This is a genomic window from Streptomyces sp. NK15101 (genome assembly GCF_020400725.1).
GTDB lineage: Bacteria > Actinomycetota > Actinomycetes > Streptomycetales > Streptomycetaceae > Streptomyces.
Genome location: NZ_JAINVG010000005.1, coordinates 1 through 25321, shown reverse-complemented (window position 1 = coordinate 25321; position 25321 = coordinate 1). Strand labels below are relative to the sequence as shown.

General features: G+C 74.0%; 27 protein-coding genes. 17 read left to right on the top strand and 10 right to left on the bottom strand.

Translation table 11 applies throughout. The annotated features are described in order from the left end of the window. Positions 1-168: 168 nt before the first annotated feature. Positions 169-1107, top strand: a complete 939-nt coding sequence (locus K7G60_RS03810) for a hypothetical protein (RefSeq protein WP_225799338.1) — start codon at positions 169-171, stop codon at positions 1105-1107. A 13-nt stretch (positions 1108-1120) separates the two neighbouring features. Here K7G60_RS03810 and K7G60_RS03805 read toward each other — a convergent pair whose 3' ends face one another. Next, the gene (locus tag K7G60_RS03805; protein WP_225799337.1) at positions 1121-3289 is read right to left on the bottom strand and encodes a S9 family peptidase; all 2169 of its coding nucleotides are present in this window, start codon (positions 3287-3289) and stop codon (positions 1121-1123) included. A 181-nt stretch (positions 3290-3470) separates the two neighbouring features. On the opposite strand from K7G60_RS03805, the gene K7G60_RS03800 reads away from it, so the two are divergent. The 4 genes from K7G60_RS03800 (at position 3471) to K7G60_RS03785 (ending at position 7334) form a co-directional block, all read left to right on the top strand. Continuing rightward, positions 3471-3665, top strand: coding sequence for a hypothetical protein (locus tag K7G60_RS03800; RefSeq protein ID WP_225799336.1), 195 nt, complete (start codon positions 3471-3473; stop codon positions 3663-3665). Positions 3666-3700: 35 nt separating this feature from the next. Continuing rightward, complete coding sequence (gene mshB / locus K7G60_RS03795; RefSeq protein WP_225799335.1) at positions 3701-4591, top strand: N-acetyl-1-D-myo-inositol-2-amino-2-deoxy-alpha-D-glucopyranoside deacetylase; 891 nt, start codon at positions 3701-3703, stop codon at positions 4589-4591. Next, entirely contained in the window at positions 4588-4983 is a 396-nt protein-coding gene (locus K7G60_RS03790; RefSeq protein WP_225799334.1) for a DUF6113 family protein, read from the top strand. The genes mshB and K7G60_RS03790 overlap by 4 nt, the downstream gene beginning before the upstream one ends. A 176-nt stretch (positions 4984-5159) precedes the next feature. Continuing rightward, positions 5160-7334 (top strand): hypothetical protein, encoded by a 2175-nt coding sequence (locus K7G60_RS03785; RefSeq protein WP_374115580.1) that lies wholly within the window; start codon positions 5160-5162, stop codon positions 7332-7334. 105 nt (positions 7335-7439) lie between these two features. Here K7G60_RS03785 and K7G60_RS03780 read toward each other — a convergent pair whose 3' ends face one another. From K7G60_RS03780 to K7G60_RS03770, 3 genes are all read right to left on the bottom strand, one after another. After that, positions 7440-7991, bottom strand: coding sequence for an EF-hand domain-containing protein (locus tag K7G60_RS03780; protein WP_225799333.1), 552 nt, complete (start codon positions 7989-7991; stop codon positions 7440-7442). Positions 7992-8106: 115 nt separating this feature from the next. Beyond that, complete coding sequence (locus K7G60_RS03775; protein WP_263985481.1) at positions 8107-8994, bottom strand: transglutaminase-like domain-containing protein; 888 nt, start codon at positions 8992-8994, stop codon at positions 8107-8109. After that, positions 8979-9980 (bottom strand): GNAT family N-acetyltransferase, encoded by a 1002-nt coding sequence (locus tag K7G60_RS03770; protein WP_225799331.1) that lies wholly within the window; start codon positions 9978-9980, stop codon positions 8979-8981. Before K7G60_RS03770 ends, K7G60_RS03775 begins: the two co-directional genes overlap by 16 nt. A gap of 112 nt (positions 9981-10092) precedes the next feature. Between K7G60_RS03770 and fdxA the strand changes: the two genes are divergently transcribed. Both fdxA and K7G60_RS03760 read left to right on the top strand, forming a co-directional pair. Next, positions 10093-10413 (top strand): ferredoxin, encoded by a 321-nt coding sequence (gene fdxA, locus K7G60_RS03765; RefSeq protein ID WP_015035968.1) that lies wholly within the window; start codon positions 10093-10095, stop codon positions 10411-10413. Between the two features lie 82 nt (positions 10414-10495). Beyond that, positions 10496-11590, top strand: a complete 1095-nt coding sequence (locus tag K7G60_RS03760) for a bifunctional succinyldiaminopimelate transaminase/glutamate-prephenate aminotransferase (protein ID WP_225799330.1) — start codon at positions 10496-10498, stop codon at positions 11588-11590. 69 nt (positions 11591-11659) lie between these two features. Here the strand turns inward: K7G60_RS03760 and K7G60_RS03755 are convergent, their stop codons facing one another. Together K7G60_RS03755 and K7G60_RS03750 are read right to left on the bottom strand one after the other, a co-directional pair. Next, positions 11660-12118: an ATP-binding protein gene (locus K7G60_RS03755; RefSeq protein ID WP_225799329.1), complete on the bottom strand. Its 459-nt coding sequence runs from the start codon at positions 12116-12118 to the stop codon at positions 11660-11662. A gap of 790 nt (positions 12119-12908) precedes the next feature. Next, positions 12909-13856, bottom strand: a complete 948-nt coding sequence (locus K7G60_RS03750) for a hypothetical protein (RefSeq protein WP_225799328.1) — start codon at positions 13854-13856, stop codon at positions 12909-12911. Positions 13857-13884: 28 nt separating this feature from the next. Here K7G60_RS03750 and dapE point away from each other — a divergent pair, with 28 nt between their 5' ends. Continuing rightward, entirely contained in the window at positions 13885-14988 is a 1104-nt protein-coding gene (gene dapE, locus K7G60_RS03745; protein WP_225799327.1) for a succinyl-diaminopimelate desuccinylase, read from the top strand. A gap of 75 nt (positions 14989-15063) precedes the next feature. Further along, positions 15064-15813 carry a TIGR00730 family Rossman fold protein gene (locus K7G60_RS03740; protein ID WP_225799326.1) on the top strand — a complete coding sequence of 250 codons (750 nt, stop codon included), beginning with the start codon at positions 15064-15066 and terminating at the stop codon, positions 15811-15813. Positions 15814-15865: 52 nt separating this feature from the next. Here the strand turns inward: K7G60_RS03740 and folP are convergent, their stop codons facing one another. Then, positions 15866-16726 (bottom strand): dihydropteroate synthase, encoded by an 861-nt coding sequence (gene folP / locus K7G60_RS03735; protein WP_225799325.1) that lies wholly within the window; start codon positions 16724-16726, stop codon positions 15866-15868. Between the two features lie 103 nt (positions 16727-16829). Here folP and K7G60_RS03730 point away from each other — a divergent pair, with 103 nt between their 5' ends. Beyond that, positions 16830-17171, top strand: a complete 342-nt coding sequence (locus tag K7G60_RS03730; protein WP_225799324.1) for a hypothetical protein — start codon at positions 16830-16832, stop codon at positions 17169-17171. Next, positions 17168-17752 (top strand): DNA-3-methyladenine glycosylase I, encoded by a 585-nt coding sequence (locus K7G60_RS03725; protein ID WP_308080121.1) that lies wholly within the window; start codon positions 17168-17170, stop codon positions 17750-17752. Before K7G60_RS03730 ends, K7G60_RS03725 begins: the two co-directional genes overlap by 4 nt. An 18-nt stretch (positions 17753-17770) precedes the next feature. Here the strand turns inward: K7G60_RS03725 and K7G60_RS03720 are convergent, their stop codons facing one another. Beyond that, positions 17771-18574: an enoyl-CoA hydratase/isomerase family protein gene (locus tag K7G60_RS03720; protein ID WP_225799323.1), complete on the bottom strand. Its 804-nt coding sequence runs from the start codon at positions 18572-18574 to the stop codon at positions 17771-17773. A 312-nt stretch (positions 18575-18886) separates the two neighbouring features. On the opposite strand from K7G60_RS03720, the gene K7G60_RS03715 reads away from it, so the two are divergent. Continuing rightward, positions 18887-19054 (top strand): DUF3117 domain-containing protein, encoded by a 168-nt coding sequence (locus K7G60_RS03715; protein WP_009997451.1) that lies wholly within the window; start codon positions 18887-18889, stop codon positions 19052-19054. 97 nt (positions 19055-19151) lie between these two features. Here K7G60_RS03715 and K7G60_RS03710 read toward each other — a convergent pair whose 3' ends face one another. Continuing rightward, positions 19152-19817: an O-methyltransferase gene (locus K7G60_RS03710; protein WP_093874218.1), complete on the bottom strand. Its 666-nt coding sequence runs from the start codon at positions 19815-19817 to the stop codon at positions 19152-19154. A gap of 142 nt (positions 19818-19959) precedes the next feature. Here K7G60_RS03710 and sigE point away from each other — a divergent pair, with 142 nt between their 5' ends. The 5 genes from sigE to K7G60_RS03685 all read left to right on the top strand — a co-directional run bounded on the left by sigE (position 19960) and on the right by K7G60_RS03685 (position 24726). Continuing rightward, positions 19960-20718, top strand: coding sequence for an RNA polymerase sigma factor SigE (gene sigE, locus K7G60_RS03705; protein WP_225799322.1), 759 nt, complete (start codon positions 19960-19962; stop codon positions 20716-20718). Then, entirely contained in the window at positions 20715-21644 is a 930-nt protein-coding gene (locus tag K7G60_RS03700) for an anti-sigma factor (RefSeq protein ID WP_225799321.1), read from the top strand. Before sigE ends, K7G60_RS03700 begins: the two co-directional genes overlap by 4 nt. Positions 21645-21720: 76 nt before the next feature. Further along, positions 21721-23511 (top strand): S1C family serine protease, encoded by a 1791-nt coding sequence (locus tag K7G60_RS03695; RefSeq protein ID WP_225799320.1) that lies wholly within the window; start codon positions 21721-21723, stop codon positions 23509-23511. 91 nt (positions 23512-23602) lie between these two features. Continuing rightward, positions 23603-24046 carry a sec-independent translocase gene (locus K7G60_RS03690; RefSeq protein ID WP_225799319.1) on the top strand — a complete coding sequence of 148 codons (444 nt, stop codon included), beginning with the start codon at positions 23603-23605 and terminating at the stop codon, positions 24044-24046. Between the two features lie 74 nt (positions 24047-24120). Then, a complete protein-coding gene (locus tag K7G60_RS03685) occupies positions 24121-24726 on the top strand; it encodes a hypothetical protein (protein ID WP_225799318.1) in 606 nt (201 codons plus the stop codon). A 111-nt stretch (positions 24727-24837) separates the two neighbouring features. Here the strand turns inward: K7G60_RS03685 and K7G60_RS03680 are convergent. Then, on the bottom strand, positions 24838-25321 hold a 484-nt coding region (locus K7G60_RS03680), incomplete at its 5' end, for a P-loop NTPase (protein WP_225799317.1).

The following is a 25321-nucleotide window of genomic DNA, read 5'->3' as shown; positions in this document are numbered from 1 at the left end:
ACTTCACGGAATCGGTTCCGATATACGGACGGGGCAGGGTCGTCTACGTACGGCCCGTGCGGGTGCCGTGAGCCGGCCGGGGCGCACCATGCCGCCCCGGCCGGCCGCCGTCCACTGTTCATGCGGAACCGCTTGTCCCGGCCGGTCGCGACGGTGAGTATCGGAGCCGTGACTGTGACACGACCGGCACGTCTCACCGGCGCCGCGCTCTGCGCCGCGCTCGCCCTCATCGCCGCCGTGTGGATCCTCCAGGACCTCGCCGTGCTCGGCTCGCCCGCCGACCTCGCCTGGTACTGGGCCGGGGACCACCACCTCCCGACCCGGGGACGGTCCACCACCTCCCTGCTCGACCCCGTGCTCCTCGCCGCCTACACCGCCACCGCCGTCGCCGCCCTCCGCTCCCGGCACGCGGCCTCCGCCCTCGCCGCCGCCGGGACCGCCACCCTCGCCCTGCGCCTCCCCGGGCTCTGGGCGACCGGGAGCGGCGCCCTCGTCACCGCCCTCCTCGAACTGGCCCTCGCCGTCGGGCTCGTCCTCACCGCGGTCGCCGGCCGCCGCCCCGCGGACGACCCGCACGAGCGGCAGCCCGCCCGCCCCCGGACCGGCCCCGCCGTCGCCGCCGGGATCCTCCTCGCGGCCGCCGCGCTCCTCCTCACCGGCTGGGAGCTGTACAGGGCCGGCGAGCTGCCCCTCGAAGCCACCGTCGACCGGTTCACCGGCGGCCGCTCCGTCGTCAAACCCGCCCTCGCGCCCCCGCCCGCCTGGCTGTCGGCGACGACCGCCGGGCTGTACGGCACGGCCGCCGTCTCCTGCCTCACCCGGGCCCGCCACGCCCGGGCCTTCGGACTCCTCGCCGCCGCGCTCCTGACCGCGGGCGGCCTCGGCGGGGTCGCCCGCGCCGTCCGGTACGAGCCCCTCCCCCGCCTCGGGGACCTCACCACCGTGGACGCGGCGGACGTCCTCACCTCCGTCTTCGGCCTCCTCGCCGGTCTCGCGGCGCTCGTGCTCCTGGCCGGGCGCGACGCCCCCGCCGCGCCCGGACCGCACCCGGCGGCGGCCGGAGCGCGGCCCCCGGCCCCGCCCCGTCCGACGCCGCCCGGCTGGTGACGCGGGGCCCGCCCTACCGCGTGATGCCGAGCGACCGCTTCAGGAAGTCCACCTGGAGCAGCAGCAGGTTCTCCGCCACCTGCTCCTGCGGCGTCATGTGCGTCACCCCGGACAGCGGCAGCACCTCGTGCGGCCGGCCGGCCGCGAGCAGCGCCGACGACAGCCGCAGCGCGTGCCCCACCACCACGTTGTCGTCGGCGAGACCGTGCACGACCATCATCGGCCGGGCCGGCTCCTCCGGCGCCGTCAGGCCGTCGTCGGTCAGCAGCGACTGCGCCGCGTACACCTCCGGATCGTCCTGCGGGGTGCCGAGGTACCGCTCCGTGTAGTGCGTGTCGTACAGCCGCCAGTCCGTCACCGGCGCCCCGACCACGGCCGCGTGGAAGACGTCGGGCCGCTGGAGCACCGCCCGGGCCGCCAGGTAGCCGCCGTACGACCAGCCGCGGATCGCCACCCGGCCCAGATCGAGCGGGAGGCCCCCGGCCAGCGCCCGCAACGCCTCCACCTGGTCGTCGAGCGTCACCCCGAAGTCCCGCGCGATCGACTTCTCCCAGGCGGGAGAGCGGCCCGGCATGCCCCGCCCGTCCGCCACGACCACCGCGAAGCCCTGGTCGGCGAACCACTGCGAGGTCAGATGCGGATTGTGCGCCGCGAGCACCCGCTGCCCGTGCGGACCGCCGTACGGATCCATCAGGACCGGCAGCGGCCCGTCCCCCTCCTCGTACCCCGAGGGCAGCAGCACCGCGCACGGGATCCGCCGCGCCCCCGCCTCCGTCAGCCGCACCCGGGCGGAGATCACCGGCCGCTGGGCGTACGAGGCCACCACCGCGACCGGCTCGCCGTCCCGCAGCACCCGCGCCACGCTCCCCGGCGCCTCCGGCCGCGCCGACACCAGGACGGTCACCGCCCCCGAGCGCACCGCGCCGTGCACGCCGACACCCTCCGACAGACGCGTCAGCCCCTCCGCGCCCCGCCCGGTCACCCGGTACACATGGATCTCGCCGGTCTCCGGCTCCGCCGCCGCCTCACCCGCCGAGGCCGACACGAGGACGTCGTCCGCCCCCACGTCGAGCACCGCCCGGACGTGCAGCCCCGCGTCCGTCCACACCTCGTCCCCGACGGCCAGGACCCGCGCCCCGCCCTCGTCGGTGACCCGGACCAGCCCCCCGCCCGGTCCCCACGCCGGCACCCCGTGGTGCAGCTCCAGCCACGCCGGATCCGTCTCCGCCCGCACGACGGCCGTCTTCCCCGACTCCGGGTCCACCGCCAGGAACAGCTGCTCCCGCTGGTCCCGCGTCTGCACGAGCAGCAGCGGCGCCCCGGCCGCCGACCAGTGCACCCGCGCCAGGTACGGGTACCGCTCCCGGTCCCACACCACCTCCGTGCGGGACCCGTCGAGGCCCATCACGAACAGCCGCACCTCCGCGTTGGCCGTCCCGGCCGCCGGATACCCCACCCGCTGCGGCTCCCGTTCCGGGTGCGCCGGGTCCGCGATCCACCAGCGCCGCACCGCCCGGTCGTCCGCCCGCGCCACGAGCAGCCGGTCCGAGGCGGGCGACCACCAGTAGCCGCGCTCCCGCCCCATCTCCTCCGAGGCGATGAATTCGGCCAATCCGTAGGACACGTGATCGTCCTCGGGGCCCGCCACCTCCCGGTCGCCCGCACCGTCCGCGCCCACCACCCGCAGGGCGCCCTCCGCCACGTACGCCACGAACCGCCCGTCCGGCGAGGGACGGGGATCGATCACCGGCCCCGGCACCGGAAGCTCCCGCGCCGTCCCCGCCCGCAGCTCCGCCGTGAACAGCCGCCCCGACAGCGCGAACGCCGCCAACTCCACGGCCGCGTCCACCGCGTACGCCACGATCCCCGCCGAGCCCTCCCGGCTCCGCTCCCGGCGCGCCCGCTCCTGCGGCGACAACTCCTCCTCGGCGCCCGCGAGGAGCGCCGTCGGGTCGGCGGCCGGCCGCTCCGCGGGCTCGCCGTCCCGCGGCAGGTCGAGCACCCAGAGCCGGTGCGAACGGTCCGTCCCCGAACCGGATCTGACGAACGCCACGCGCTCCCCGTCCGGGGAGACCGAGAAACCGCGCGGGACCCCCAGGCCGAACCGCTGGGTCCGGGCGTGCTGGCGGGGGAAGGAGAGCCCGGCCGAGGGTGTGGCCGGCTGCTGCGAAGACAAGGTCATGCGGCTGAAACTAGCGCTGTGCGCCCCCCTCGTGCCTCCGTCCGCCGATCGATGCGGCCGCACGGATAGTTATGATCCGTAGCGCTAGGTGGGTATGCATCGGACTGGCATGCCCTCTGGCACATGCTGATCGACCGAACCGCTCGAATATCCGACCGAAGAAGTGTGGAGGTGAACCGCCGTGGCACTCTCGATCTCCGTGGTGGTGCTGCTGGCGATCGTCGTCTTCCTTCTGATCCGGAAATCCGGGTTGAAGGCTGGACACGCGGCGATCAGCGCTCTCCTGGGCTTCTACCTGGCGAGCTCGTCCATCGCCCCGTCGATCAGCACCCTCACCACGAACGTGGCGAACATGGTCGGCGGCATCAAGTTCTGACCTCGCTCCCGGCCTGACCTCGTAGGGTGGGGGACATGTCCGATCTCCCCGCCCGCCGTCTGCTGCTCGTGCACGCGCACCCGGACGACGAGTCGATCAACAACGGCGCCACCATGGCCAGGTACGCGGCCGAGGGCGCCCTCGTCACCCTCGTCACCTGCACGCTCGGCGAGGAGGGCGAGGTCATCCCGCCCGACCTCGCCCACCTGGCCCCCGACCGGGAGGACCGGCTCGGCCCGCACCGCGTCGGCGAACTCGCCGCCGCGATGACCGAGCTCGGCGTCACCGACCACCGCTTCCTCGGCGGCCCCGGGCGCTTCCGCGACTCCGGAATGATGGGCGCCGAGCAGAACAAGCGCGCGGGCGCCTTCTGGAACACCGACGTCGACACCGCCGCACCCCACCTCGTCGAGGTGATCCGCGAGACCCGCCCGCAGGTCCTCGTCACCTACGACCCCGACGGCGGCTACGGCCACCCCGACCACATCCAGGCCCACCGCGTCGCCACCCGCGCCGCCGAACTCGCCGCCGACCCGGACTACCGCCCCGACCTCGGACCGGCCCACACGATCGCCAAGATCTACTGGAACCGCGTCCCGCGCCCCGCCGCCGAGGCCGCGTTCGCCCGGCTCCGCGCCGAGGGCTCCGTCTTCCCGGCCGTCGCCGCGATCGACGACGTCCCCGGCGTCGTCGACGAGGACCGGATCACCACCGAGATCGCCGCCGAGCCCGCGTACGCCGCCCGCAAGAGCGCCGCGATGGCCGCGCACGCCACCCAAGTCGCCGTCGACGGTCCCTTCTTCGCCCTCTCCAACGACCTCGCCCAGCCGATCTTCACCACCGAGTACTACGAGCTGGTCCAGGGCACGCCGGGCGCCCCCGAGGGCGAGCGCGAGACGGACCTCTTCGCGGGGGTGGCCACGTGAGCACCACCGCCTCGACGCCCTCCCCGGCCTCCGCTCCGACGCCCTCCCCGGGCGTCCGGTACGCCGCGTACGGCGTCCTGCTCGTCCTCGGCGCCCTCGTCGGCACCGCCGGAGCCCTGGTCCAAGCCGCCTGGTTCCCCGGCGGCTTGCTCCTCGCGCTCCTCGCCGCCTCCGGCCTCTTCTACGGAGGGCTCCGCGCCACCGGCACCCAGGTCGGCGTCGCCTCCGCCGCCGGCGGCTGGCTCGTCGCCGTCGTCCTGCTCAGCGTCGGACGCCCCGAGGGCGACGGGGTGTTCGGCGGAGGCGGCGGCGAGCTGCTCTTCCTCTTCGGAGGCATGGCACTCGCTGTGATGTGCGCCACTCTGCCCCGGCTGCCGCGACCGACCCCGTGAACAGCACGACTTGAGGCCGGGGTCGCCCGGACTTCGGCCGGATTGCCCGTCGTCCTGGACCCAGGGGTCGGGTATGAGTCGGCGGGGTTCAGTATGGTGGTGCGCGCCGCCGAACCGCCCGGGTCAACACGAGCATCAGCAAGAGCGGGCGGTGGAGCCAACCGGGAGATCCTGCTTTGAGTCGTGAAACTGGTCGAGAGACTGACAGTTCGTCCTCCGGCGCCCAGGGGCGCGGGGGAGCCGCGTACCCCTCGGGTACCCCGCCGTACGGATCCCGCCAGTATCCGTCGCTCCACCCCACGCAGGACGCGCCGGAGGAGACCGCCGCGCCCGCGCCGCCGGAGGAGCCCAAGACCGAGACGACGCTGACGACCCGGATCCGGATCAACATCCCGGGTTCGCGTCCGATCCCGCCGGTCGTGGTCCGCAAGACGGTCAACGAGGCGACCGCCCAGGACCCCGAGCCCGCCGTGGAGCCGGAACCGGAGCCCGAGCCCGTGGCCCCGGAGCCCCCGCGTGCGGCCGAGGAGGCCCCGCAGGCGCCGAAGGCGAAGGAGACGAGCGACTGGTTCGCCCCCCGCAAGGCGGCGACCCCCAGTCCGGCTCCGGCTCCCGCGCCCGCGCCGGCCGCCAAGCCCGCTCCGGCCCCGGCGCCGGCGGGACCGGACACCCCGGGCACGGGCTTCGCGGGCTCGGCGACCTCGGGCGTCCCGACGGTCGGCACCACCCCGTCGAGCCGCCCGGTCACCGCGCCCGCCCCGACACCGCCGGGCAACCCGCTGTACGAGAGCGGCACGCCTGCGGGCGGCACGCCGATGTACGACGGGACCCCGGCCGCGGGCACGCCGATGTACGACGGGACCCCGGCAGCCGGCACGCCGATGTACGACGGGACCCCGGCCGCCGGCACGCCCATGTACGACGGCACTCCGGCCGCCGGCACGCCGATGTACGACGGGACTTCGGCCGCGCCCGCCTACCGCGGCCCCGGGGGCCCGGGCGGTCAGGGCGCTCCCGGTGCCCCGGCGGCGCCGACCGGTCCCACCACGGGACCGGTCACCGGCACCGCCTCCCTCGGCGGCGCCGCCACCGCCCCCCACCCCTTCGGGGGCGGCCAGGGCGCCGGCGCCCCGTTCGCCGGCGGCGGCGCGCCCCGCATGTCCGACGACACCGCGATCCTGACGCCCCAGCAGCCCGCCCCGGCGCCCAGGCCCGGACCGGGCGCGACGGGCGACAACGGCGCCCACATCTCAGGGGACACGCTCACCAGCGGCATCCCCGTGGTCCCGCCGACGGCGGCCCGTCCGAACCTGACCCCGCGCATCGAGGAGCGGACCAGCCCGGCTCCCGCGCCGGCGCCGCGTCCGGCCCCGGCGGCCGACCGCGCCCCGGCGAAGGCGAAGAAGGGCCGCTCCAAGCTGGTCCTCGTCGCCGCCGGCGTCCTGGGCGTCGCCGGCGTCGCCTACGGCGCGGGGCTGCTCCTCAACCACTCCGAGGTCCCCAAGGGCACCACGGTGCTCGGTGTGGACATCGGCGGCGGTACGAAGGAGGAGGCCGTCGACAAGCTGGACGCGGTGTTCGGCAAGCGGGCCACCACCCCGCTCCAGCTCGGCGTCGGCGGCAAGAAGGTCCAGCTGGCCCCGGACAAGGCGGGCCTGGCGCTCGACAGCCAGGAGACCGTCCGCGCGGCGGCGGGCAGCGACTACAACCCCGTCTCGGTCATCGGCTCCCTCTTCGGCGGCGAACGGGTCGCGAAGCCGGTGTTCCCCGTCGACAAGGAGAAGCTCGCCGTCGCCCTGACCGACCTGGCCGGCACCTCCGCGTCGGCGACCGAGGGCACCATCCTCTTCGCCCCGAACAAGGTGACTCCGGTCGAGGGCAGGCCCGGCAAGGGCCTGGACGTCCAGCGCTCGATGATCTCCGTCCAGGACGCCTTCCGCGCCCAGGTCGAGACGGGGCAGAACAAGCTGGTCGAGCTGCCGGTCACCACCCGCAATCCGCAGGTCACCAAGGCCGAGCTGGACCGGGCGATGAAGGAGTTCGCGACGCCCGCCATGTCCGGCCTGATCAGGATCCAGGCGGGCGGCAAGCACATCGACTTCGGTCCGGCGCGGTCGCTGCCGCAGATCCTCTCCATGAAGGCCGTCGACGGCCGGCTGGTCGAGGTCTACGACAAGAAGGCGATCGAGCGGCTCCTCGACGGGGCCTTCGACGGCGTCATGATCACCAAGGGCGACGGCACCAAGCACCAGGTCTCCGCCGACGACGTGGCCTTCGTGATGCGCGACGCCCTGAGGGGCAAGACCCTCGCGGAGCGCACGAAGACGATCGACCTGAGCGGCGAGGGCTGAGGGCCCCCGCTCGGGCCTCGAGCCCCCGTCCCACCGAGGGACGGGGGCTCGGGACGTTCCGGGCACGCGCCCGGCGCCTTCTCGGCGGACCGGGCGCGGCGACCGTCAGAGGTGCCCGAAGAAGACGCTGCCGGGAGTGTTCGGGTCGTTCGAGTAGAAGTGCTCGTGTGCCGCCCGGACGAACTCCTGCCGCGAGATGGATCCGTCGCCGTCGAGGTCCATCTTGTGGAAGGTCTCGATGGCGTCGACCTGGGAGACCTTCCAGACCTTGCCCAGGAAGGTCTCGAACTCTTCCTTGCTGAGCTGGTTGTCGCCGTTGACGTCCGCGCAGTCGAAGATCGCGTGGGCGCTGCCCTCGACCATGTTGAGCCGGCTGGTGTCGATGCTCGCCAGGCGGTTGGCCTCCACGTACTGCTCCTTCGTGAGCCGCTGGCCGTTCGCCTGCGCGTGCCGGAGCAGCTCGTACCAGTACATCTGGTAGAAGGCCTGGATCCCGCCGGCGCGGGGGTCGTTCCTGCCGAGGGGGAGGTTGGCGATGTACCGGTCGACGAGCTGCTGGTAGTCCGTCCAGTCCACGTAGCCGTCGGTGTTGACGTCCATGAGGTCGAACGATCGCTCGATCTTCTGCCGGACCAGATCCGCCGTCGTAGAGGTCACGAGGTCGGCCTTTCTGCTGGTGACGTGGTGCCGCGCCCGTGCGTGGGCGTGACCGTTGCAGACAGTATCGCCACGCAGGGTGTTCGAACGATCACAATGAGCCACTCGCGGGACCCTAGTTGAGCAGCGCCCGTGCCGCCTGGGCCCGCCGTCGGATCGTCGTCGCGGACTCCGGGTCCACCGCGTCCATCACCTGGGCGTACGCCTCCATCTCCACCGCCCCCGCGAGGAACTCCCCGCGCTGGACGAGCAGCTCGGCCCGCTCGTAGCGGAGCCTCGCCGGGTGGGAGGGGAGCAGCAGGGCGAGCTCCACCGCCCACAGGGCCACGTCGGAGCGCTCGGGGCGCGAGGACGCCCAGGCGCGGATGTTGTTGAGGATCCGGAGGACGATCGCGCCGGGCTCGGCGGGGCGGAGCATCGAGCGGTCGAGCGCCTCGCCCGTCGCGCTCGCCACCAGGAGCTCGGCGTCCGCGCCCGTCATCGCCCGCCCGCCCGCGAACGGGTCGGCGAGGTTCAGGTCGGCCGGGTCGCCGAAGCCGACGACGAAGTGGCCGGGCAGGCCGAGGCCGTACACGGGGGCGCCGGCCCGGCGGGCGACCTCCATCCAGACGACCGAGAGCAGGATGGGCAGGCCCCGGCGGCGCCGGAGCACCTCGTGCAGGAGCGAGGACTCCAGCCGCTGGTAGTCGGCCGGCACGCCCTCGAAGCCCTCGCGGCGGCCGAGGAGCGCGGCCAGTTCGGCGGTCCAGTCGCCGGTGATCCGGGTCGCGTACGGGACGAGCCCGGCGAGCCGGTCGAGTTCGATCTCGGCCTCGTCGAGGTCGCGCCGGGTGACGGCCGGATCGGCCACCGCGCCGATCAGCAGGCAGAGCCGGGCGAGGTCGGGCCGCTCGGCGCGGGCCTCCTCGGCGAACTCCCGCCGCCAGTCGCCCCGGTCCGCCTCCTCGGATGCGCCCGCCGGTCCGTCCGGTGGTGGTACGTCCTCCGTCACGCCTCGACCCATCGGTAGTGGTGGTAGTGGTGGTGGGGCGCGAAGCCCATCCCGTCGTACAGGGCCCGCGCGCCGTCGTTGTCCGCCTCCACCTGGAGCCAGGCCGCCGACGCGCCCTCGTCGAGCGCCTGCCGGGCGAGCGCCGTCATGATCGACGTCGCCAGGCCCCGGCGGCGCTGATCGGGGTCGACCTCGACCGCCATGAAGCCGGCCCAGCGGCCGTCGACCACGCAGCGTCCGATCGCCGCGGGTACCCCTTCCGTGCCCGCGACGGACGCGAACCACACGCTCGGGCCGGAGGAGAGGACGGAACGGACGGCCGGGCTCGCCTCCTCGAAGCGCTGGTAGCGGCGCAGCCAGGCCTCGTCGACCGTCCGGGAGAGGCGCACGGCGGAGACGCCGGCGTCCAGGTCGCCGATCGGGGCCAGCGCCCCGATCCGCACCTCGGCGGAGACCTCGCGCCGCCAGCCGTGCCGGTCGAGGGCGGCGCACAGCAGCTCCTGGGTGCCCTCGGCGCCGGTGGCGGCCTGGACGTACGCGGGGAGCTTCCGGGCCGCGTACCACGCGCGCGCGTGCGTCAGGGCCTCGGCGACCGGCAGCCCGGGATCGCCGAGCGCGAGGACGGAGTTGGCGCGGCGGGTGAATCCGCCGGCCGCGCGGAGGGTCCACTCGCCCAGGGCCTCGCTCTCGACCGGCTGCCATGCGCGCGCGGTGGCGCGGGCGAGTTCCGCGAAGGTGGCCGAGGGGCCGCGGCGGCGGGCCGGGGCGGCCGGGACGACCTTGCCCGAGACGAGGCGGGGTTCCGCGATGCGGACGCTCTCGCCGCTCTTTCGTGTGATCAGCAGCACACCGGCTTCCCATGATGTGAGAACGCCGACCGCGTCGGTGAACTTCTCACCCGGTTCCGCCGAGTCCGTCACGTACCGAACGGAGACACGTTTTCCCACGTCAGCGCTGGTGATTCGTACTTCAAGACGCCCTCCGCCGGTGATTTCCACAGCTTCTCCGCCCCTCCTGTTCGGATCGCCCCCAAGAACGGAGATACTAGGTGCGGGCATCGACGACGCCGCGCTCCCGCGCAGACCAGCCCTATCGAGGAGGAACGACAGCGTGACCTACGTCATCGCGCAGCCTTGTGTCGACGTCAAGGACAAGGCGTGCATCGAGGAGTGCCCCGTCGACTGCATCTACGAGGGCAAGCGGTCCTTGTACATCCACCCGGACGAATGCGTCGACTGTGGGGCCTGTGAGCCGGTCTGCCCGGTCGAGGCGATCTTCTACGAGGACGACACCCCGGAGGAGTGGAAGGACTACTACAAGGCGAACGTCGAGTTCTTCGACGAGCTCGGTTCGCCCGGTGGTGCCTCCAAGCTCGGCGAGATCGAGCGCGACCACCCCTTCATCGCCGCCCTGCCGCCGCAGAACGGCTGATCATTCGCCCTCGGTCCCGTACGGCCTCGCCGCCGTACGGGACCGAAGCGTTTCCCGTACGTACGAGGAAGTGAGCCAACCCGTGAGCGCAGTCTCTTCGCGCCTTCCCGTCTTCCCGTGGGACAAGCTGGAGCCGTACAAGAGGACGGCCGCGACCCACCCGGACGGAATCGTGGACCTGTCCGTCGGCACGCCCGTGGACCCGGTCCCCGCGCTGATCCAGGAGGCCCTGGTCGCGGCCGCGGACTCGCCGGGCTATCCCACGGTGTGGGGCACGAAGGAGCTCCAGGACGCGCTCACCGGCTGGTGCGAGCGGCGCCTGGGCGCGGTGGACTTCGCCCACGAGAACGTGCTCCCGGTGGTCGGCTCCAAGGAGCTGGTGGCCTGGCTGCCGACCCAGCTGGGGCTCGGCGCGGGCGACGTGGTGGCCTACCCGCGGCTGGCGTACCCGACGTACGAGGTGGGGGCGCGGCTCTGCGGCGCGACGCCCGTCGTCTACGACGACCCGACGGAGCTGGACCCGGCCGGGCTGAAGCTCCTCTGGCTGAACTCCCCGTCCAACCCGACCGGCAGGGTCCTCGCCAAGGACGAGCTGACCCGGATCGTGGCCTGGGCGCGCGAGCACGGCGTCCTCGTCCTCTCCGACGAGTGCTACCTGGAGCTGGGCTGGGAGGCCGACCCGGTCTCGGTCCTGCACCCGGACGTCTGCGGCGGTTCGTACGAGGGGATCGTCGCGGTCCACTCGCTGTCCAAGCGCTCCAACCTGGCGGGCTACCGGGCCGCGTTCATCGCGGGCGACGCGGCCGTCCTGGGCGAGCTGCTCCAGATCCGCAAGCACGGCGGCATGATGACCGCCGCGCCGGTGCAGGCGGCGACGGTCGCGGCGCTCGGCGACGACGCGCACGTGGCCGAGCAGCGGGAGCGGTACGCGGCCCGGCGCACGGCGCTGCGGGCGGCCCTGGAGGCGCACGGCTTCCGGATCGAGCACAGCGAGGCGAGCCTGTACCTGTGGGCGACCCGGGACGAGCCGTGCTGGGAGACGGTGGCGTACCTGGCGGAGAAGGGCATCCTGGTCGCGCCCGGCGACTTCTACGGCGAGGCCGGGGAGCGGTTCGTGCGGGTGGCGTTCACGGCGACGGACGAGCGGGTCGAGGCCGCGGTCAAGCGCCTGGGCTGAGCGGGCGGCAAGCGGCGGAGGGCCCGGGGAGCGTGTGCTCCCCGGGCCCTCCGTGCGTTCCGGCGCGGGTCAGCCGATCGGCAGGCCGCCCAGGGTCTGGCCGGTCGGCAGGCCGCCGAGGCCACCGCCCAGGGCGCCGCCGGTGGGGCCCTCGGCGCTCTCGGCCGCGGCGCCGGCGGTCTGGCCGACGACCTCGCCCGTGCTGCCGGCCGTCTTGCCGACGACCTCCTGCGCGGCGGGGGTGGCGGTCTTGCCGGCCGTGCCGAGGGTCTTGCCCGTGGCCGGGACGGCCGTGCCGACGGCCTTGCTGCCGGTCTCGCCGACCACGCCGGTCGCGGTCTGCGAGGCGCTGTCGACGGCGCTGCCCGCCCCGGCGGCGTCCAGGGCGGTCACGCCGCCGAGGGCGCCGGCCGGCGCGAGGCTGTTGTCCAGAGCGCTCGCGGAGCCGGCCGCACCGACCACGGGGGCTGCTCCGGCCGCGACGATGAGGGCGGCACGGGCGATCCGGCGGGTCAGGGAGAGGGACATGGTGCTCCTTCGACGAAGAGGACGATTACGCCGTGACAACCGGCCCCGGGGCGGGGGAGGTTGCGGCGACCGAAGGTAAAGAGTTGGCAATGCGTCGTATTGTCGGGTGGGGAGGAAAACGGACGAACGTGTCATTGTGAGGGGCTCTGCCGAACCGTCACTTCCCTTGTGCGCCAAGGGGACCGAGGGGGAGGGGTGACGCCTGGGGAAAGAGCCGCGAAGTCCGCGCGAATTCCTTCCGCTCCGCACCCGGCCGATGCCACGACCGGGTGACCGTCCGCACGGGTGCGCGGTGCGGCCGAGCCACGCCGGGAACCTCCGGCGGGCGGCGCCCACCACACCGAAGGCGACCGGAAAGCCGCCCCGGCGGCCACGGAGCGAGCCGTACGCGACGGACCTGCCGCCCCGGCGGCCGACCGCGCGGCTGCCGCGCGGGTCGCCACCGCCGCCGACGGCTGCCCGGCCGCACACGGCCGGCTCCGCCGCCGTGACGGTCGGCGTGCGGCTCTCACGCCGGTCGCGCCCGGACGGACGCGCCGCCCCGTCGGCCGGGCGCAGGCGGGGCCGGCTGCCTTACGGTTCCTGCGCCGGTCGTCGCGCCCCGGACAGGCGCGCCGCCCCGGCGGCTTTCGCGCGGACTCGCGCGCGTGCGTGCGCCGCCCCGTCGGCCGGGGCGCCGGGCGCGCTCGGGGCGGCGGCTGTCCTAAGGCTCTCGCGCCGGGGACGCTCGGGGCGGCTGTCGTTCCTGCGGCTTCCGCCGACCCGCTCGCCCGCGTGCGCCGTCCCGTGGCTACTGCGCCAGTCGCATGCGGACCGACGCGTCGGTCGCGGTCGTCGGCGGGGAGGACTTCGACCAGCCCCCGGCGGCCTCGCCCGCGCGCCAGACGCGGTCGCCGAACGAGACCTCCGTGATGCGCAGCGCGTCCGCCCGCGCGACCGCCCACTGCGCCAGCTCCCAGCCGCGCCGCTCGTCCGAACCGGCCCCCGGCGCGCTCCCCGCGCCCGTCGCCCCCCGGACCGGCACCACGAGCACCGGCGGCTCCGAGGCCGAGCGGCCCGCGCTCGGACCGCCCGTCACCGCCTTCGGCGCCGCCTTCTCGCCGAAGGCCCGCACCAGCTCCCGGCGCACCTGGTCCGGATCGCCCGGCCGGCCCTTCGCCACGCTCGCCGTACAGGTCAGCGCCGCCGGCGACCGGCCCGTGAGCGCCGCCGACAGCAGCGCGGCGTCCGGCTCGTGCTTCGCGTACGCCTGCGGGAAACCGCTCCGCTGCACCTTCTGCGCCGCCACCGTCAGCGGCAGCCGCGAGTACCCCGGGACCTTCTCCAGGCCCTCGTAGAACTTCCCCGCCGAGTACACCGGGTCCATGATCTGCTCCGGCGTCCCCCAGCCCTGCGAGGGCCGCTGCTGGAAGAGCCCCAGCGAGTCCCGGTCGCCGTGCTCGATGTTCCGCAGCGCGGACTCCTGCAGCGCGGTCGCGAGCGCGATCGTCACGGCCCGCTCCGGCAGCCCCCGGGTGGTGCCCACCGCCGAGATCATCGCCGCGTTGGACGCCTGCTCCGGGGTGAACTCGTAGCGGTTGTCCCCGCTGCCCACACTGCACCGGGGTGCCCCCGTGCTCCCCGTCATCTGGTGGACGGCCACATACGCGGCGAGGCCGAGGAGCACGGTGAAGGCGGCCGCGGAACGGGCGCGGCGGCCACGACGGCGGGGGCGGGTGGGCTCGGACACGGGGCCCACCGTACTGGAGCCGCGTTAGGGTCGGCACATGGCTGACATCACCCCGCCCGGCACCCCCCTCGACCTCTCCCTGGACGGGGCGGCGCTCACCGCCGCCCTCGTCGACTTCCCCTCCGTCAGCGGGACCGAGAAGCCGCTCGCCGACGCGATCGAGGGGGCCCTGCGCCTCCTGCCGCACCTCACCGTCGACCGGTACGGCAACAACGTCGTCGCCCGGACGAACCTCGGCCGCGGCGAGCGCGTCGTCCTCGCCGGCCACATCGACACCGTGCCGATCGCCGACAACGTGCCCTCGCGGCTCGACGAGGACGGCGTCCTGTGGGGCTGCGGCACCTCCGACATGAAGGCCGGGGTCGCGGTCCAGCTGCGCATCGCCGCCACCGTCCCCGAGCCCAACCGCGACCTCACCTTCGTCTTCTACGACAACGAGGAGGTCGCCGCCGACCTCAACGGCCTCGGCAAGGTCGCCGCCGCGCACCCCGAGTGGCTGGAGGGCGACTTCGCCGTCCTCCTCGAGCCCTCCGACGGCCAGGTCGAGGGCGGCTGCCAGGGCACCCTGCGCGTCATCCTGCGCACCGCCGGCGAGCGCGCCCACTCCGCGCGCGCCTGGATGGGCTCCAACGCCATCCACACCGCCGCGCCGATCCTCGCCCGTCTGGCCGCCTACGAGCCGCGCAAGCCGGTCATCGACGGCCTCCAGTACCACGAGGGCCTCAACGCCGTCCGGATCGAGGGCGGCGTCGCCACCAACGTCATCCCCGACGCCTGCGCCGTCACCGTCAACTACCGGTACGCCCCCGACCGCTCCCCGGCCGAGGCACTGGCGTACGTCCGCGAGTTCTTCGACGGCTGCGACATCGCAGAGTTCGTCGTCGACGACGAGAGCCCCGGCGCCCTGCCCGGCCTCTCCCACCCCGCGGCCGAGGCCTTCATGAAGGCCGTCGGCGGCAGCGCGCAGCCCAAGTTCGGCTGGACCGACGTCGCCCGCTTCAGCGCCCTGGGCGTGCCCGCCGTCAACTACGGCCCCGGTGACCCGCTGTACGCGCACAAGCGCGACGAGCACGTCCACGTCGACCGCATCCACCACTGCGAGGCCCGCCTCCGCGACTGGCTGACCGCCCGTCTCCCGTAATTTCGGATTTCGTCACCTCTGTGGACCTACCCTGACCCCACCAGAAGATCGTCGGTTCGACGGAGGGAGCAGGCCATGGGTGTCCCCGAGGGGGAGACGAAGCCGGAGGAGCAGCGGCTCGGGCCGGTGCTCAGGCGCAGGGACCAGGTCCAGCCGGGCACCACGGACCAGAGGCTGCTCGACACCGAGGGCGACTCGGAGTGGGTCCACACGGACCCCTGGCGGGTCATGCGCATCCAGTCCGAGTTCGTCGAGGGATTCGGCGCCCTCGCCGAACTGCCGAGCGCGATCAGCGTCTTCGGCTCGGCCCGCACGAGGCCGGACTCGCCGGAGTACGAGGCGGGCGTGCGGATCGGCCGGGCGCTCGTCGAGGCCGGGTTCGCCGTCATCACGGGCGGCGGGCCGGGCGCCATGGAGGCGGCCAACAAGGGGGCCAGGGAGGCCAAGGGCGTCTCGGTGGGCCTCGGCATCGAGCTCCCCTTCGAGCAGGGGCTCAACCCGCACGTCGACATCGGCGTGAACTTCCGCTACTTCTTCGTCCGCAAGACGATGTTCGTGAAGTACGCGCAGGGCTTCGTCGTCCTGCCCGGCGGCCTCGGCACCCTCGACGAGCTCTTCGAGGCGCTGACCCTGGTCCAGACCCGCAAGGTCACCCGCTTCCCGATCGTGCTCTTCGGCACGGAGTACTGGAAGGGCCTCGTCGACTGGCTGCGCGACTCGGTCGTCGCCGGCGGCAAGGCCTCGGAGCACGACCTCCTCCTCTTCCACGTCACGGACGACGTGGAGGAGGCGGTGGCCCTGGTGACGAAGGAAGTGGGCCGCTGACGGTCGTGCCCGCGGTGCCGGGCGCCCTGCACAGGGCCCCGGCCCCCGGGGCCTACGCCAGGCCCCGCCGGGCCACGGCCGGCGCCCGGTGCCCCGCGATGGACGCCACCATGTCGAGCACCTGACGGGTCTCCGCGACCTCGTGCACCCGGTACACCTGGGCGCCCAGCCAGGCGGAGACGGCGGTCGTCGCCAACGTGCCCAGCACCCGCTCCTTCACCGGCCGGTCGAGCGTCTCGCCCACGAAGTCCTTGTTGGACAGGGACACCAGCACCGGCCACCCCGTCCCGGTCATCTCGCCGAGCCGGCGCGTCGCCTCCAGGCTGTGCCGGGTGTTCTTCCCGAAGTCGTGCCCGGGGTCGATCATGATCCCGTCCCGCCGCACGCCGAGCGAGACCGCGCGCTCCGCGAGGCCCACCGTGACCCGCAGGATGTCGGCCATCACGTCCTCGTACTCCACCCGGTGCGGCCGGGTCCGCGGTTCCGCGCCGCCCGCGTGCGTGCAGACGAGCCCCGCCCCGTACTTCGCGGCGACCTCCGCGAGCCGCGGGTCGACCCCGCCCCACGCGTCGTTGAGGACGTCCGCCCCGGCCTCGCAGACCGCCTCGCCGACGTCCGCCCGCCAGGTGTCGACGCTGATCACCACGTCGGGATGGCGCCTGCGGACCTCGGCGACGAAACCGACCGTGCGCCGCGCCTCCTCCTCGGCCGTCACCTCCTCGCCGGGGCCCGCCTTCACCCCGCCGATGTCGATGATCGCCGCCCCCTCCGCCACGGCCTGCTCGACCCGGGCGAGCGCGGGCTCGTCCCGGAAGGTCGCGCCCCGGTCGTAGAAGGAGTCCGGGGTCCGGTTCACGATCGCCATGATCACCGGCTCGTGCGGCCCGAATTCACGCCGTCCCAAGCGCAGCATCCCTTTTGTCCTCCCTCGCGTCCGTTCGCCTGCGACCCTAACCGTCAGTGGCGCATGGCACGATCGGCACGGGACGTTTTCCACTCCGGGGAGAGGCGCGCAGGTGTTCTGGTTTCTGCTCATCACGATGGTCGTGGTCGTGGCCGCGGTGACCCTCGCCGTGGTCGGCGGCGGCGACGGCGAAGTACTGCCCGAGGTGGCTCCCGAGCAGCTCGTCGACCCGCTCCCGGTCGCCCGCCCGGTGGACCGCGCCGACGTCGAGGCGCTCCGTCTCCCCGTCGCCCCGCGCGGCTACCGGATGGCCGACGTGGACGACGTCCTCGTGCGCCTCGGCGCCGAACTCGCCGAGCGCGACGCCCGGATCGCCGAGCTGGAGGAGGCGCTCGCGGGCGCGGGCCCCGCGGGTGACGCCGGTGACGCCGGCGGGGAGGGCGGCGAGAAGTGACGGGCGAGGCGATCCCCGGGCCCGACGGCCGTCTGCGCTGCCCCTGGGGCCTGTCGACCGAGGACTACGTCGCGTACCACGACGAGGAGTGGGGCCGCCCGGTCCACGGCGACGACGCGCTCTTCGAGCGGCTCTGCCTGGAGGCCTTCCAGTCGGGCCTCTCGTGGATCACGATCCTGCGCCGCCGCGAGGGCTTCCGGCGCGCCTTCGCCGGCTTCGAGATCGCCTCCGTCGCCGCCTTCGGCGAGGCGGACCGCGAGCGGCTCCTCGCCGACGAGGGCATCATCCGCAACCGCGCCAAGGTCGACGCGACCCTGGCCAACGCGAAGCTGCTCGCCGACTGGTCCCCCGGCGAGCTCGACGCGCTGATCTGGTCGTACGCCCCCGACCGGGCGACCCGCTCCGCCCCGCGCACGCTCGCCGAGGTCCCGGCGGTCACCGACGAGTCGACGGCCCTCTCCAAGGCCCTCAAGAAGCGCGGCCTCCGCTTCATCGGCCCCACCACGGCCTACGCCCTGATGCAGGCCTGCGGCCTGGTCGACGACCACCTGAAGGGCTGCGTGGCCCGGGGCGACGGTTAGCCGCCCCGGGCGCGGGCCTCAGCGGCCCAGGTAGCGCGGCTTCTCCTTGGCGATGAAGGCGCGGACCGCGATCGTGTGGTCCTCCGAGGAGCCCGCCAGGGTCTGGAGCTCCTCCTCCTTGCCGAGGGCCTCCGCGAGGGAGTGGTCGGCGCCGTAGGCGAGGGACTCCTTCAGGGCGGCGTACGCCACCGTCGGACCCTCGGCGAGGGCGCGGGCCACCTTCTCCGCCTCAGCGGCCAGGTCGGCGGCCGGGACCAGCCGGTTCACGATGCCCAGCTCGTACGCCTCCTGGGCGCTGATCGAGCGCGGGAAGAGCAGCAGGTCGGAGGCGCGGCTCGCACCGATCAGCCGGGGCAGCGTCCACGACACGCCCGAGTCGGCGGTGAGGGCCACGCCCGCGAAGGAGGTGTTGAAGGAGGCCGTGTCCGCGACCACCCGGTAGTCCGCGGCGAGCGCGAAGCCGAAGCCGGCGCCGGCGGCGACGCCGTTCACGCCCGCGACGACCGGCTTGCGCATGCCGGTGAGCGCCTTCACGATCGGGTTGTAGTGGTCACGGACCGTGTTCATGGTCTCGTGCGTGCCGGACTCCTGGTCCGCCATGAGCAGGCCGACGTGCTCCTTCAGGTCCTGGCCGACGCAGAACGCCCGGTCGCCCGCCGCCGTGAGCAGCACCGCCCGGACGGCGGGGTCGGCCGCGGCCGTCTCCGCGGCGTCCCGGAGGGCGACCTTCGTCGCGACGTTCATCGCGTTCATGGCCTCGGGCCGGTTGAGCGTGATGGTGGCGAGTCCGTCGCTCACCTCGTACAGCACCGTGTCGGCCATCGGGTTCCCTTCGCCTCATTGCGTGGTTGACCAGCCCAGCATGGCGGAGATCACCCGTGCCGCCCATGTGAGGTGCGTCAAAGATTGGAAGGAGCCGCTCCGACGTCGAGCGGCGAAGTATCGCAGGCCGATCCCCGAAATGTGGGGTTTTGAGAGAGCGCGTTGCGCAAGCGATGCCAAGCGATGTTGGTCATCGGGTCCTGCCATGCGGGATAATGACCTGGAAGCAATGTGTTCGAAGCCGGTGACGCGTGCTCCACACCAAGGAGCTGCCCGGCTGACGATGAGCTGGTTTCAGGAAGGGGAACAAGCATGGCGGCCATGAAGCCGCGGACGGGTGACGGCCCGCTCGAGGTGACCAAGGAGGGGCGGGGCATCGTCATGCGCGTTCCGCTCGAAGGCGGCGGTCGGCTTGTCGTCGAGCTGACCCCGGACGAGGCCGAGGCGCTGGGCGACGCCCTCAAGAAGGTCGTCGGCTGACCCTCTTCTCCACGATTCCTGAGCGCTGCCCCGGTACGGTCCGCCGTACCGGGGCAGCGGTGTCTCCCGGGGCGGTGCGCCCCGGCGCGGCGAGCGGTCAGCCGCGTCGTACCGCACAGAGCAGACCGTCGCCCACCGGCAGCAGGGAGGGGACGAGCTCCTGGCTCTCCCGCACCGCGCGCAGCAGCTCGCGGACCCGCTGGACCTCCGCCGGCTGGGCCCCCGAATCGACCGTGCGGCCGTCCGCGAAGACCCCCTCGAAGCAGACGAGACCCCCCGGTCGCAGCAGGCGCAACGATTCAGCGAGATAGTCCAGGTATTCGAGCCGGTCGCCGTCGCAGAACACGAGGTCGTATCCGCCGTCCGCGAGCCGGGGCAGCACGTCCAGGGCGCGGCCGGGAATGAAGCGGGCCCGGTTGCCCGCGAAGCCCGCCGCCCGGAACGCCGTCTTGGCGAGCTGCTGGCGCTCCGGCTGGAGGTCCACCGTCGTCAGGACGCCGTCCGGCCGCATCCCGAGCAGCAGATAGATCCCGGACACGCCCGTGCCGGTGCCGATCTCCGCCACCGCCTTGGCGTCCGCCGTCGCGGCGAGCAGGCGCAGCGCCCCACCGGTGCCCGGCGACACCGAGGGCAGCCCTGCCTCCCGGGCCCGCTCACGGGCCCAGCGCAGAGCTTCGTCCTCGGCGACGAAGGCGTCGGCGAACGACCAGCTCGTCTGCCGGTTGGCGGTAATGGCCCTCTCCTGTCCCCGTAGTTGACGCAACGGTGACTGTATCCGCTGTCAGCGGGAACCCGCAGATGGGACCGTGCGTTCACCAGGGGTGAGGACGCGAAGGAGGCAGCCGGGCGAGCCGGCCCCAAATTCGCGTAAAGATTCTTATCCGGAGCTAACGGGCGGGGTGGCTATGGTAGGGGCTCCACTGGACACCACCAGAGCCGACAGGGGAGGTGCGGCTGCGCCTGTGGATCGGGGAGGAGTGCTTCGGCGTCTTCTCAGGTCGGCGGGTGAGCCGAAATCCGTGACCGACACCGCTGACCGCTTCCGCACCACCGACTCCGCTCCCACCACCGCGACCTTCGCATCGGATGCGGAATCGCAGGCGTGGACCCCTCCCACCTGGGAGGAGATCGTCAGCACCCACAGCGGCCGGGTCTACCGCCTCGCCTACCGCCTGACGGGCAACCAGCACGACGCCGAGGACCTGACCCAGGAGGTCTTCGTCCGCGTCTTCCGCTCGCTGTCGACGTACACGCCGGGCACCTTCGAGGGCTGGCTGCACCGCATCACCACCAACCTCTTCCTCGACATGGTCCGCCGCAAGCAGCGCATCCGCTTCGACGCGCTCGCCGACGACGCCGCCGAGCGGCTCCCCAGCCGTGAGCCCTCGCCGCAGCAGGTGTTCAACGACACGCACTTCGACGCCGACGTGCAGCAGGCCCTCGACACCCTCGCGCCCGAGTTCCGCGCGGCCGTCGTCCTCTGCGACATCGAGGGACTGTCGTACGAGGAGATCGCCGCGACCCTCGGCGTGAAGCTCGGCACCGTCCGCAGCCGCATCCACCGCGGCCGCTCCCACCTCCGCAAGGCGCTCAAGCACCGCTCGCCCGAGGCCCGGGCGGAGCGTGCGCTCGCCTCCGTCGGATGGGAGGCAGCGACAGCGTGAGCGGCACACGTCCCACGTCGCCGACCCCTGCGGAGCACCACCTCGGGGACCGGCTGGCCGCGCTCGTCGACGGCGAACTCGGCCACGACGCCCGCGAGCGGGTCCTCGCCCACCTCGCGACCTGCGCCCGTTGCAAGGCCGAGGCCGACGCCCAGCGCACGCTGAAGAGCGTCTTCGCCTCGGCGGCTCCGCCACCGCCCTCTGAGGGCTTCCTCGCCCGGCTCCAGGGGCTCCCCGGGGGACCCGGCGGGCCGGGAGGGTCCGGCGGACCGCGCGGCCCCCTCGAAGAGCTCCTCGACGCGGGCGGAGTGAAGTCGGACGGCTTCGCCACCGCCGTCGTCACCCCGCGCCCCGGCGTCCCCGGTGCGGGCTTCCGCATCCACGACGTCGGCCACCGCCCCTCCGGGACCTCCGGACGGGGCCGGCGCTTCGCCTTCGCGGCGGCCAGCGCCGTCTCGTTCGCCGCGATCGCCCTCGGCGGCACCCTGCCCCTCGAAGCCTCGGTGAACGCGAGCGCACGCGGCGGCCAGGGCACCGGCAGCGCCGTCACCCCGCTGCGCGCCACCGCGACCGGCGGCGGCACGGGCACCGGAACCGGACGCGGCACGCGTTCCGGCGAGCGGACGGGCGCCCAGTCCGTCGGCGACGCCGAGCCGCTCGCCGCGGTGACCCCGGCCGCGGTCCCGCACGGGCCGGTCGTGGCCGCGGCCCAGGGCACCGTCCCGTCGGGCGCCGTACCGCCGGACGCGGTGCGCTCCGCCGCCGCTCCGCTGGTGGCCGTACGGCTCCGGAGCCCGGCCCCGCAGTCGCTCCTCGCCCTCTCGCCGTTCGTACGGCCGACGGCTTCGGCCCTCCAGCTGGCCTTCGCCCCCGGGCCCAGCCCGATGGCGAGCCCGACGACCGGACCGCTCGGCTCCCACCGCTGACCCGCGACCTGGTTGAATCCAGGGACAGGGGCGCCCGACCCAGGGGCGCGGACGGGTCAGCTGTTGCGGGGAGAGCATGAACAACGGGAAGCCGAACTGGTGGAGCCGGCCGTCGAGCACACCGGAGGCGGCGCGGATACCCACGCCGCCGCCGGCCGAGGAGGGCGACGGTGACTTCCCCCTGCCCGCGCCCCAGCCCTCGCCCGGGCAGGAGCCGGCCGATCCGACGGGCACGGCGCCGGCCCCCGGACCCCAGGCGTCCGCGCCGCTCGCGGCGGAGCCCGCGGCGGCCGGGTCCGGGCCCGCGGCGGAGGCTCCGGCACCGGAGGCCGCGCCCGCGGTCGAGCTGACGAAGTCCGCGCCCGCCCCGGAGCCCGCGGCCGAGCCCGTCGCCGTGCCCGCGGCGGCACCGGCTCCCGCGGCGGCCCCCGTGCCCGCCGGGGCCGAGGCGCAGGCCCCCGAGGCCCAGGCCCCCGCGCCGCAGGCACGGCAGCCCCTGCACACGCCCGACGAGTACCGCACGCCGCCCTACGGCGAGCCGGGGCCGTGGGCCCCCGCACCGCCCGTGCAGCGCCCGCCCGCCTCCGTACCGCCGCAGGCCCACCCCCAGCCCCACCCGCAGCCGCATCCTCAGCCGCAGGTGCACGCCCACCCGCAGCCGCAGCCGCCGGCCGGTGGCACGCCCTGGGTGCAGTACGACCCCTGGAGCGCCCCCGGGCCCGGCGTCCCGCCGCTGCCCGCGAAGAAGTCCCGGAAGGGACTCGCGCTCGCGGGTGCGCTCGTCTTCGCCCTGGTCACCGGCGTCATCGGCGGCGGGATCGGCGCGTACGTCGAGCGGAACGGCGGCCTCACCACCGTCGAGCTGCCGCAGACCGAGGCCGGGGACACCGGCCGCGCCCCCGACAGCGTCGCCGGGATCGCCGCCAGCGCCCTGCCCGGCGTGGTCACCCTGCACGTCAAGGGCAACGGCTCCTCCGGCACCGGCACCGGATTCGTCCTGGACACCAAGGGCCACATCCTCACCAACAACCACGTCGTCGACGGTGCCGCGTCCTCCGAGGACATCTCGGTGACCTTCTCCAGCGGCGAGACGGCCCGCGCCAGGCTCATCGGCAAGGACACCGGCTACGACCTGGCCGTCGTCCAGGTCACCGGCGTCTCCGGCCTCAAGGCGCTGCCGCTCGGCAACTCCGACAACGTCCGCGTCGGCGACCCCGTCGTCGCCATCGGCGCCCCCTTCGACCTCTCCAACACCGTCACCTCCGGCATCATCAGCGCCAAGGAGCGCCCGATCACCGCCGGCGGCGAGAAGGGCGACGGCAGCGACATCAGCTACGTCGACGCGCTCCAGACCGACGCCCCCATCAACCCCGGCAACTCCGGCGGCCCGCTGCTCGACTCCAAGGCGCGGGTCATCGGCATCAACAGCGCGATCCGCGCCGCCGGCGGCGGCTCCGGCGAGGGCGAGGGCGGCGGCGCGAGCCAGCCCGGCTCCATCGGCCTCGGCTTCGCCATACCGATCAACCAGGGCAAGCGCGTCGCCGAGGAACTCATCAACACCGGCAAGGCCACCCACCCCGTCATCGGTGTGAGCCTCGACATGCAGTTCAACGGCGACGGCGCCCGGGTCGGCGAGAAGGGCAAGGACGGCTCCGCCTCCGTCACCCCCGGCGGCCCGGCCGCCAAGGCCGGGCTCCGGCCGGGGGACGTCATCACCAAGGTCGACGGCCAGCGCGTGCACAACGGCGAGGAGCTCATCGTGAAGATCCGCGCCCACCGCCCCGGCGACGAGCTGGAGCTCACCCTGAGCCGGGACGGCAAAGAGCTGACAAAGACGTTGACGCTCGGGTCCTCCCAGGGCACCTGAGCGCCGTGTGGCGGACACCGCGAGGTACCCGTCCGACAGTTTGGGCGGGTACCGTGGACCGGGCCCTGGACCGGCGTGAAGGAGCTACTAGGTGTTCAGCGACATAGGCGCACTCGAGCTGGTGACGCTCGTGGTCCTCGCCGTGCTCGTCTTCGGGCCGGACAAGCTCCCGAAGGTGATCCAGGACGTCTCGCGCTTCATCCGGAAGGTCCGCGAGTTCTCCGACAGCGCGAAGCAGGACATCCGCAGCGAGCTGGGACCGGAGTTCAAGGACTTCGAGTTCGAGGACCTCAACCCCAAGACGTTCCTCCGCAAGCAGCTGGAGAGCAACGAGGACCTCAAGGAGCTCAAGGAGCTGCGCGGCACCTTCGACCTGAAGAAGGAGATGAACGAGGTCGCCGACGCCGTCCACGGCCGCGAGTCGGCGCCCGCGCCCGCCGCGGTCAACGGCTCCCCGGACCTGCTGAAGAAGCAGGACAAGCGGGACGATCAGGGCACTGCCGAGCGCCCTCCGTACGACTCCGACGCCACCTGACGACGGCCTGTCACCGAACCGCTCCTCATCGGTGGCTATCCTCCCTCTGTTGACGGAACGAGGAGGCGGCCGAGATGAAGACGACGAGTCGGGTGGAAGCCGACGGCTTTCTGCGCGCACCCTTCGCCTGGTACGGGCTGGACGAGGCGTTCACCGGACCGCGCCGGCTGATGCAGGTCGGCACGGCGGCGGACGGCACCGTCCAGTACGGCTCGATGGGCCACGGTGACGAGCCGTCGATAAAGTCCGAGGCCGGCAGCGCGGAGAAGGAGCGCTTCGCCGTCGTCGTGACGGTCGCCGCGAACCCCGTGCGCCGCACCGGGGACGGCACCGGCGTCCTCGACGCCACCACCGTCTCCTCCGCCGCCTGGCTGGCCGGCTCCGGGCTCCTCGCCCAGACCTGGCCCGCCTCCCTCGACCACGCGCTGCGGGACCACTGGCTGGACCAGCAGACGGAGACGGCCTTCGAACTGGCCGACGACCTCGACGGGCCCGCCTGGACGACCCTGTCGCTGCCCGTGGACGGGGTGCCGGTGCCCTTCCACTACCGGGAGTCCGAGTTCGGCTGGGTCCTCGCCGGGTCCGCGGGGGACGTGCACATCGGGGCGTACGGCCGGGGGATGAGCGCGTACGGGCTCGGCTTCTCGCAGGTGAAGGACCTCGGCGCGTACGGCGCCTAGGGACGAGGGCCCCGACGCCGTACGGCGGCCGGAGACGAGGACCTCGGCGCCGTACGGCGCCCGGAGACGCCGAAGGGCGCCCCCGCCGGGGGCGCCCTTCGCCGTGCCGTCTCAGAACTTGTTGCGCGGCGTGATGCCCAGGCTCATGCCCGAGAGGCCGCGCTGGCGGCCGCCGAGCTTGCCGGCGATCGCGCGGAGGGCCGCGCCCGCCGGGGAGTCGGGGTCGGAGAGGACGACCGGCTTGCCGTCGTCGCCGCCCTCGCGCAGCCGCACGTCGATCGGGATCGAGCCCAGGACCGGGACCGTCGCGCCCGTGGTCTGCGTCAGACCGTCCGCGACCTTCTGGCCGCCGCCCGTGCCGAACACGTCGACCATCTCGTCGCAGTGCGGGCACGGCAGGCCCGCCATGTTCTCGACGACGCCGACGATCTTCTGGTGGGTCTGGACGGCGATCGAGCCGGCCCGCTCGGCGACCTCGGCCGCCGCCTGCTGCGGGGTGGTGACCACGAGGATCTCCGCGTTCGGGACGAGCTGCGCGACCGAGATCGCGATGTCGCCGGTGCCCGGCGGCAGGTCGAGCAGGAGGACGTCCAGG

What these genes read in the sequence shown, in the direction of transcription:
- K7G60_RS03805 (WP_225799337.1), bottom strand. Translation starts at nt 3,289, where the DNA reads ATGACCTTGTCTTCGCAGCAGCCGGCCACACCCTCGGCCGGGCTCTCC.
- mshB (WP_225799335.1), top strand. Translation starts at nt 3,701, where the DNA reads ATGTCCGATCTCCCCGCCCGCCGTCTGCTGCTCGTGCACGCGCACCCG.
- K7G60_RS03775 (WP_263985481.1), bottom strand. Translation starts at nt 8,994, where the DNA reads ATGGGTCGAGGCGTGACGGAGGACGTACCACCACCGGACGGACCGGCG.
- K7G60_RS03755 (WP_225799329.1), bottom strand. Translation starts at nt 12,118, where the DNA reads ATGTCCCTCTCCCTGACCCGCCGGATCGCCCGTGCCGCCCTCATCGTC.
- dapE (WP_225799327.1), top strand. Translation starts at nt 13,885, where the DNA reads ATGGCTGACATCACCCCGCCCGGCACCCCCCTCGACCTCTCCCTGGAC.
- K7G60_RS03740 (WP_225799326.1), top strand. Translation starts at nt 15,064, where the DNA reads ATGGGTGTCCCCGAGGGGGAGACGAAGCCGGAGGAGCAGCGGCTCGGG.
- folP (WP_225799325.1), bottom strand. Translation starts at nt 16,726, where the DNA reads ATGCTGCGCTTGGGACGGCGTGAATTCGGGCCGCACGAGCCGGTGATC.
- K7G60_RS03720 (WP_225799323.1), bottom strand. Translation starts at nt 18,574, where the DNA reads ATGGCCGACACGGTGCTGTACGAGGTGAGCGACGGACTCGCCACCATC.
- K7G60_RS03715 (WP_009997451.1), top strand. Translation starts at nt 18,887, where the DNA reads ATGGCGGCCATGAAGCCGCGGACGGGTGACGGCCCGCTCGAGGTGACC.
- sigE (WP_225799322.1), top strand. Translation starts at nt 19,960, where the DNA reads ATGGTAGGGGCTCCACTGGACACCACCAGAGCCGACAGGGGAGGTGCG.
- K7G60_RS03695 (WP_225799320.1), top strand. Translation starts at nt 21,721, where the DNA reads ATGAACAACGGGAAGCCGAACTGGTGGAGCCGGCCGTCGAGCACACCG.
- K7G60_RS03685 (WP_225799318.1), top strand. Translation starts at nt 24,121, where the DNA reads ATGAAGACGACGAGTCGGGTGGAAGCCGACGGCTTTCTGCGCGCACCC.